At 35.5% G+C, this 7,823-nt stretch carries 7 protein-coding genes; 5 read left to right on the top strand and 2 right to left on the bottom strand.

Going from position 1 to position 7,823, the window contains the following annotated elements:
- Positions 1-67: 67 nt before the first annotated feature.
- Together F6K13_RS09405 and F6K13_RS09410 are read right to left on the bottom strand one after the other, a co-directional pair.
- Positions 68-316: a hypothetical protein gene (locus tag F6K13_RS09405; protein WP_287287271.1), complete on the bottom strand. Its 249-nt coding sequence runs from the start codon at positions 314-316 to the stop codon at positions 68-70.
- Positions 317-770: 454 nt separating this feature from the next.
- Positions 771-902 carry a hypothetical protein gene (locus tag F6K13_RS09410; protein WP_275670368.1) on the bottom strand — a complete coding sequence of 44 codons (132 nt, stop codon included), beginning with the start codon at positions 900-902 and terminating at the stop codon, positions 771-773.
- Between the two features lie 1,120 nt (positions 903-2,022).
- Between F6K13_RS09410 and F6K13_RS09415 the strand changes: the two genes are divergently transcribed.
- The 5 genes from F6K13_RS09415 (at position 2,023) to F6K13_RS09430 (ending at position 6,401) form a co-directional block, all read left to right on the top strand.
- A complete protein-coding gene (locus F6K13_RS09415; protein ID WP_124144884.1) occupies positions 2,023-2,226 on the top strand; it encodes a hypothetical protein in 204 nt (67 codons plus the stop codon).
- A gap of 931 nt (positions 2,227-3,157) precedes the next feature.
- Entirely contained in the window at positions 3,158-4,018 is an 861-nt protein-coding gene (locus F6K13_RS09420) for a Tab2/Atab2 family RNA-binding protein (protein WP_124155560.1), read from the top strand.
- A gap of 80 nt (positions 4,019-4,098) precedes the next feature.
- Complete coding sequence (locus F6K13_RS09425) at positions 4,099-5,394, top strand: TldD/PmbA family protein (RefSeq protein ID WP_287287272.1); 1,296 nt, start codon at positions 4,099-4,101, stop codon at positions 5,392-5,394.
- Between the two features lie 609 nt (positions 5,395-6,003).
- Positions 6,004-6,201 carry a hypothetical protein gene (locus F6K13_RS35005; protein WP_353735649.1) on the top strand — a complete coding sequence of 66 codons (198 nt, stop codon included), beginning with the start codon at positions 6,004-6,006 and terminating at the stop codon, positions 6,199-6,201.
- 47 nt (positions 6,202-6,248) lie between these two features.
- A complete protein-coding gene (locus tag F6K13_RS09430; protein ID WP_287287274.1) occupies positions 6,249-6,401 on the top strand; it encodes a hypothetical protein in 153 nt (50 codons plus the stop codon).
- The last annotated feature ends 1,422 nt before the right edge of the window (positions 6,402-7,823 follow it).

Genomic DNA, 7,823 nt, shown 5'->3' on the forward strand with positions numbered 1-7,823 from the left:
CCCACCGTCAACGGGGGTGTTCACGCATTACTTGGGGGAGCGTAGACGCGGAGCGGCAGGTCGTTGACTATCCCCATGTAATTTTCCTCCTGTCTCCTGTCTCCTGTCTCCTGTCTCCTTCTTCAAGAGATGATAAATTTACTCTTTTTCCTCTCTCAGTTAGATATTTTTGAAGATGCTCCTCTGATGTGACCCAAGCCTTTAAGTTTGCATCCCAAAAAAACTTTATTTTATTCCTAATTCTCAGAGTATGAATCCTCTGAAAAGATACTCCTAGAAGTCTAGCTACATTAGTTTGAGTCAATTTATCTTTCATAGTTGATAGGTTAGTTCATATTGCGATGTTTTTGAATAAATCTAAAAGTTACATCTATAAATAATGACCTATTCAGGTATTGTAGATGTTCTAATATCATCATAAATAGTAAAAACCTATGCTTCAACAGAAGTATTACTGAACTTTAATGATTTTTATGTGTATTCAAAAATTATATCTATCCTAGAGAATTTACTCAGATACTACACTAAAATACCCAGTTAAGATTTTTCTGATTTTCTAGTTACTCATGCTAGTATCGGGACTTTGATATTTTTTAGGTTAAAAATAGCTTCAAACTCAACGGTAGCAAGGAAAATACGTTGCTCTAGCTAAAAATGGCTCAAAACTAGATAGGGCTTACTGATTAAATCTAAAAGCATTGACAGATAAAGGTTTTAGCATTTTTTAGTTAGAAAAATTCCAAGCTTTTAGGTCGTAATGGTTCAAAAAATTAGCATTTTCGGCCAGAGTTGGGCAGAAAAATCAAGGGAAAATTCTTACTCCTACTTCCTCGCTCCCGACCCTTTTCTCCTGTCTCCTGTCTCCTGTCTCCTACCCTCACCCATAAGACTTTTGAGCGCAAACCCTAGATATATCAAGGAAGAGGCTATTTTGACGTTAAAGCATTATACAGCAAGGGTTTAAAACTATTTTTAAACCATTTTTTGCTAAAGTCCCGGTATTGAACTAATACCAATTCCTACTTATGAAAGAAAATTATAATTTTTTCCTGCTGTCTTAAAGTAAAAAATAGTATATTTTGCTGCTTGAAATCTTTAATCAGAATAGAAGCTAATCCATGGTTTCAAAGAGTAGATATAGCAGAAGGAAGAAGAAATAAGGAAGGCTTTAGTTATCTAGGAGAGAAAAGAAGGAAAAATTTTCGTTGTCTGAGCTTTAAGCTTTTGATATGTCCTAAGCTTTCCTGAGACTGCTATATTTCGGAAAAATACCTGTATTAAGTCGCAAACTACTGTCAGATGTCCAATAGTCTAATAATATTTGCTATACATCCTTCTTTCCTACTATCAATTAAGGTGTTCCTTTTATTCCATAGATATAAATCTAGATTTAGCATTCCTTGGTACGGTTGTGTAAAAATATCTGGCAAAAAGGGAATAGGCAGGGACTAGAGAAAAAGGCATAGGGAACTAGGGATAAGAGTTTCAGACTTTCGATATATTTTTGATTTTTTACAAACGATTTAGGATTGCTATTATAGTGTCAACTTTTGTGACATTTTTCTCTATCTTCACAAGTTCTTCATATTTATAGATTACCTTAATTGGCAAGGTTAGCAACTTGACCTAAAAGCTGAGATATAAATATCAAATTGGCATTTGGAGATAAGAGAAGTGCAATCAGTTTATATCATTCTATTAACTCTTTCTGCGAGTTCTGCATTAATTTATAAGCACACCTCTGAAGACATATCCATTGATTTTTCAGCTTTTAATAGTGCTTAGTTTATTTTGTTTTTACAAAGTTTACTCACTAGATAGCGAAGATATAAGTTAATTAAAAGAAGCTTATTTCAAGTTTTTTAACACAATTTTTATGATTTTTGTAGCTGAACCTATCTATATAGATACAAGGCTTCAATAATTTATTCATATTTAATTACCCTGATAAAATCATCAGTTATTTGTTAGGGGTTTGTTGTTAAATCTTGTCATATTTTTCAAATAAATTTGAGGTATATTATGCACACTTGTCCTTGTTGCTCTACAACATTACTACGCCATGCACGTCATAATACTATTTACTGGTATTGTCCACGATGTCGAGAAGAAATGCCTGACTTAGAATTAATGCTATTAACTCGTTCTCAAGTATTTCAGACTCGTGGAGACTGGTTAAGTTCTCGTAAACAAAACTCTAGAGTATTAATAAATGTCCCAGCATAGATTATTTCCATCCGCTGAAAAACCTTTTTTGTTTGTAAATACTATTAAGGAAAGGAGTCTTTTTGAGGCTTCTTATTTTTTTTAGTACGAAAATTGAAAATTGATATTTTAATTTTTAAAAAGAATATTATATGAATATAGATTAATACTTCCTACAGATGATTGATTAGGGAGATTGGGAGATTGGGAGATTGGGAGACTGGAAAATTGCATAATTACTTGTATTTCATGTAAAATTGTTGTTTAACTATCTCGTCTTGCTCAACTTTTATTTCAGCTTTTGTGAAATAACTGTAGAATTATTTTTGATGTTTCATATTACAAATAATCAGGCGTTGTATAATTGCGGGATGATAATCACATTTGCACCCATCTGAAAATGTTGATAGATTAAAACAAATTTTTTGACACATATCAAAATCATCCCATGATGATGCAACGCCAATAATCAAATTAAAGTAATATCAATTTGGATAGCGGGACTTTGATATTTTTGACAGTGAAAATGGCTTAAAACTCAACCCTAGCAAGGGGCTAAAAATGGCTCAAACTCTAGATATATCAAGAAATAGGCTATTTTGACGTTAAAGCATTACACAGCAAGGGTTTAAGGCTATTTTTAATTATTTTTTTGCTAAAGTCCCGATAGAACTCCGTTCCGCTGACGCGATGAACGACAAACTTTCTCCTCTTCTTCTGTTTACTCTTGACTTTACTTTGCCTGACCGACGGCAACCCTACCTGATGACTCCCTCGTGATTTACAACTATTCAACCGGAGATAATATAAGAACATATTCTCCTGACTGCTGAATGCTGACTACTGACTGATAGAGGTCCCCTAAGTATTTGTAACAAACATTTATCATGCCTGATATAATACCTTCCTGCCATAGCTTAGAATAACTGTACTATCAATTTAAGAGTAAGGCATGGGAACTATTTGGGAACTAGACTTTTACAGTCGTCCAATACTTGATGAAAGACAAAAAAAACTCTGGGAACTCTTAATATGCGAAAGTCCCCTAGATATTAATCATCCTACAGACTCTTTGTATCGTTACTCTGAGTTTACAAGTAACCAAGAGGTAAACTCAATTTGGCTACGGAGCGCCATTGAAAAAGCGATCGCTGATGCTCCAGAAGCACCTCAAAAAATTCGCTTCTTCCGCCGTCAAATGAACAACATGATTACCAAAGCTTGTGCAGAAATGGCCATACCTGCGGTTCTAAGTCGTCGCACCTACACACTCAACCAGTGGCTACAACAACGAATGGAAGAAGTTTATCCCACTTATTCTAGTTATCAAGCAGGAACAAATCCTTCAATTCAATACATGAGTCCCGCACCACAACCTCTACCAGATGCCTTAATTGGAGAAAAATGGGCATTTGTTAGTTTAGAAGCTGAGGCTTTTGCAGAAATGTCAGAGTGGGACATTGATTTTGAAGAAGCTTTTCCCCTGAGCATGATGGGTCTTGCACCCAATTTACAGATTCCAGGTTTAATTATTTATTCATCTAGGGCAAAACCTTTAGCCGCTTGGATGTCAGGATTAGAATTAGCTTTTGTCAAATTTAATTCAGGTCCCCCAGCTAGATTGCTTCTAGAAACTGGAGGTAATGATTGTTGGATTTTAGCTAATCTAGCTAATTCATCAACTATTGAGGAAGCTAAAAGATTTTCCGAAGCAAAGTCGAAAGTCAAACAAGTTCATTTTCTGGCTGTACAGTCAAATCCAGAATCTGAATCGTTTGCTGGTTTTTGGTTGCTGCAAGAAATTAATATCTAGTTAAGTTTTGGGTACTGGACGTTGGTAAAATCCTACTAACAACTCTATTGTCCAAAATCATAAATCCCAAACAGAATTTTATGACCCAATTAGCAGAACAACTGCTAGAAGTAGCTGCCAAAGCAGGAGCTGAGGCAGCAGAGGTATTTCAAGCCCGATCACACTCCCGGCCCGTATTTTTTGAAAGCAATCGACTCAAACAACTAGAAAGCACTCAGTCAGAGGGTATAGCGCTCCGACTTTGGCGAAATGGATGTCCAGGAATAGCTGTAGCTCATGGGCCAGTGGAACCTAAAGCTTTAGTAGAACTTGCCCTGTCTATAAGTAGTCTTAATCAACCAGAATATATTGAACTATCCTCGAAAGCGAAAAATCGATATTATCCTAACCAAGGAATATCTATATCAGTTGAACAACTTGTAACTTGGGGAAAAGAAGCGATCACATTAATTCGAGAAGTTTATCCAGATGTGATTTGTCATGGAGAATGGGACTGCGAAATTGAATCTACTCGTTTAGTTAATTCCCTAGGACTAGATTGTCATCATATAGATACCACCCTTAGTGGTTATGTAGAAACTGATTGGGTCAGAGGTGACGACTTATTAAATATATCTGATGGCCAAATTCAGCGTAATGGTCTTGACCCCAGGAAAGTAGCAAATAGAATCTTGCAACGATTAGATTGGGCACAAAAAAATGTTATACCTCCTAGAGGTAGAGTACCTATTCTATTTACGGCTAAAGCTGCAGATTTATTATGGGGTACTTTCTCTGCTGCTTTGAATGGCAAACAAGTTTTGGAAGGTGCTTCTCCTTGGAGCGATCGCTTAGGGGAAGTTGTTACTAACAAACATATTACTATTTCCCAAGAACCAGAGGAAGGACCGTTTAGTTGTCCTTTTGATGATGAGGGTACTCCTGCTCGTTCTATAGTATTTATTCAAAACGGCATTTTACAATTGTTTTATACAGACCGAACTACTGGCAGATTATTGGGGAGTGGGACTACTGGTAATGGGTTCCGACCAGATTTAGGTAGCTACCCTACACCAGAATTATTTAATTTTATAGTTAAGCCAGGAGAGCGATCGCTAAAGGAATCAACGACTATGTTAGATGATGCAATTATAGTAGACCAAATTCTGGGTGGTGGTGCTGGTATTTCTGGTGACTTTTCGATTAATGTTGAACTTGGCTATCGTGTGAGAAATGGTGAAGTAGTTGGTAGAGTTAAAAATACAATGGTTGCTGGTAATGTCTATACAGCATTAAAGCAATTAGTCACATTGGGAAATGACGGCGAATGGAATGGTTCTTGTTATACTCCCCATGTAATTGTAGAAGGATTATCTACTATTAGCAGAATAGATTGAGTTACTTACGCAATCATTAATAATTATTATTAGCTCTTAATTTGATTTTGATAGTAATATCATATCCGCTTAGTTAGCGATCAAAAATTTTATCCTGTCCTATACTTTCTGATACTTCTCGATCGAATAATTAAGGCTTAAAACCTCTTATTTTTTAGCATAAATAAATCAAAAAAATTATGTTCGCCAATCCTACCCGTTTTCAGAAGAGGTGATTATTAATTATTAATTGTTGAACTTCTTTCTCCCCTTAGTCACTTATAAGTGGTACTTTAACTTCTTCTCGGATTCGGTATTAATCCTTCTTTTGTTAAATAGAGGATAAATCAACAATTCCTGCATCCTATAATTTTTGTCTAGAAAACGATTTCCCCTTTTTGCCTCTAAAAAAATCTTTAACAAAAATCTTACATACTTTCTTTCCACAAAAGTTACAGAGGAAAGTTCTTTTTGATTATATGTGGGTTGAAAAATCTGATCTTGTATTAGAGCTTAATTATCCCAGATATTAATATATATTTACAAAGTAAAGATTTGATAAATTTTCTGCTTGACTCTTTAATTTTCTTCTAAATAGGCTTTACAATCCTGATCAAATAAAAAACATCTATATTATTCAAAAATGATGAAATAAATGGTTCAGATGAAAAAGAAACTCTTGAAGGTGGTGGCGGTAATGACACAATAGATGGCGGTCTTGGTGATGATGTCATTATTGGTAGCAAGGGAGATGACAATATAAATGGAGGATGGATAGGTTCCGGTGACATTGGTAAAATTCAAAGACTTTGCTATCACTGTAGATGATTTAATCTCGCTTATTAACGAAGGCTAAATCTAAAACCAAGCAACCCATGAAAAAAGCAGCTAGGGGTAATGACACAATAGATGGCGGTCTTGGTGATGATGTCATTATTGGTGGCAAGGGAGATGACAATATAAATGGAGGATGGATAGGTTCCGGTGACATTGGTAAAATTCAAAGACTTTGCTATCACTGTAGATGATTTAATCTCGCTTATTAACGAAGGCTAAATCTAAAACCAAGCAACCCATGAAAAAAGCAGTTAATCGAATGAGATTTAAAATTAGAAATCTCATAGATGAAATCCACCATAAAACAGCTTAATTCCTAGTTCAAAACTTTGAAGAGTAATACTAAATCCGGTTGTCAAAACCATTTTATCATCAAGGAAGATAACCTGGATAAATTGAATGGCCAAGAAAGCTTATCTAGCTCCGCATTTGAGTTCATTTGAACTCAGACAAAAGTACCTTAAAAGTCAAGATTCTGTAGAATCCAGAAGATGGCACTTATACCAATTTCATAAAATATTGCTACAGTGGTTTTCTCTGCTGGTCGGAATTTAGAGATTAATACTGTAACGACCTTTTTTGAATTTGGTATTACTTTGGGAACTCTCCTTAGGGTAGACTCTAATACCAATTTCATAAAATATTGCAAAGCGTGACGACACAGGGAACACTTAACTGGGAACAGGGAACAGAGAAAGAAAAACATAAATATTAAAGAGGAAAAAAGGTGGAAATTTGAGAATTTATGGAATTTATAATTTTTTCTTTTAGGAATAAATCACAAATTAAGATGTAACTGCCTTTGCGTGAATTTGGTATAAAAAATAGTGCGTTCGCGTTCGCGTTGCCGAGCAAATCGCTGTAGGAATCAATTATGATTATGCCAAAGAAATCCTGAATAGATATAATAAGTGAGGAGAAGAAGGGATAAAAATATCAAAAATCAGCATTTGAGACCGCGAGGGGGTAAGAAGTCATTGCGACCGGACATGAATTGCTACCGGACATGATATGACTACTGTCGTGATCGGTATAAAATCTTTTGAAGTAGGAGTCAGGAGTCAGGAGTTATATAAAATCTGGTAGCATTGGTGTAATTAGATTCATAGTGTGGGGAGGGTGGGGAGATCAAGAAAGATTTGGCAATGGTGCTCAGATGGAATATTTTTTTATACCGAATTAAGCAAATTTGAGATCAGGAGGCGAGAGAATCACAAAGATTTAGTAGTTATGACGATTTGAGCATTTTCAGGACTTACGCAACAGCACTAATTATAGTGGATATATCTGGAATTATCACTGTATATAGCGGTACTGCGTAATATCATGTTCGGTTGAATACTTATAATATCTGTGGACTAAAGGCAGAAGGCAGAAGGGAAAGAGCAAGTTTAGAAGGCAGAAGGTTTATTATAACTGATTATCCGAACATGATATAAGTCCTGATTTTTTTGATGTCCAATCAAACGGATTTGAGATCATTTGTTTTTTTTTCAATATTTATCATTTTCTTTGTGGGTTTAATACCCCACCGTCAACGGGGGTGTTCACGCATTACTTGGGGGAGCGAATCCCCATGTAATTTTCCTCCTGTCTCCTGTCTCCTGTCTCCA

The organism is Okeania sp. SIO2B9 (genome assembly GCF_010672505.1).
Classification (GTDB): domain Bacteria; phylum Cyanobacteriota; class Cyanobacteriia; order Cyanobacteriales; family Microcoleaceae; genus Okeania; species Okeania hirsuta.

What these genes read in the sequence shown, in the direction of transcription:
- F6K13_RS09415 (WP_124144884.1), top strand. Translation starts at nt 2,023, where the DNA reads ATGCACACTTGTCCTTGTTGCTCTACAACATTACTACGCCATGCACGT.
- F6K13_RS09425 (WP_287287272.1), top strand. Translation starts at nt 4,099, where the DNA reads ATGACCCAATTAGCAGAACAACTGCTAGAAGTAGCTGCCAAAGCAGGA.
- F6K13_RS09405 (WP_287287271.1), bottom strand. Translation starts at nt 316, where the DNA reads ATGAAAGATAAATTGACTCAAACTAATGTAGCTAGACTTCTAGGAGTA.
- F6K13_RS09420 (WP_124155560.1), top strand. Translation starts at nt 3,158, where the DNA reads ATGGGAACTATTTGGGAACTAGACTTTTACAGTCGTCCAATACTTGAT.
- F6K13_RS09430 (WP_287287274.1), top strand. Translation starts at nt 6,249, where the DNA reads ATGAAAAAAGCAGCTAGGGGTAATGACACAATAGATGGCGGTCTTGGT.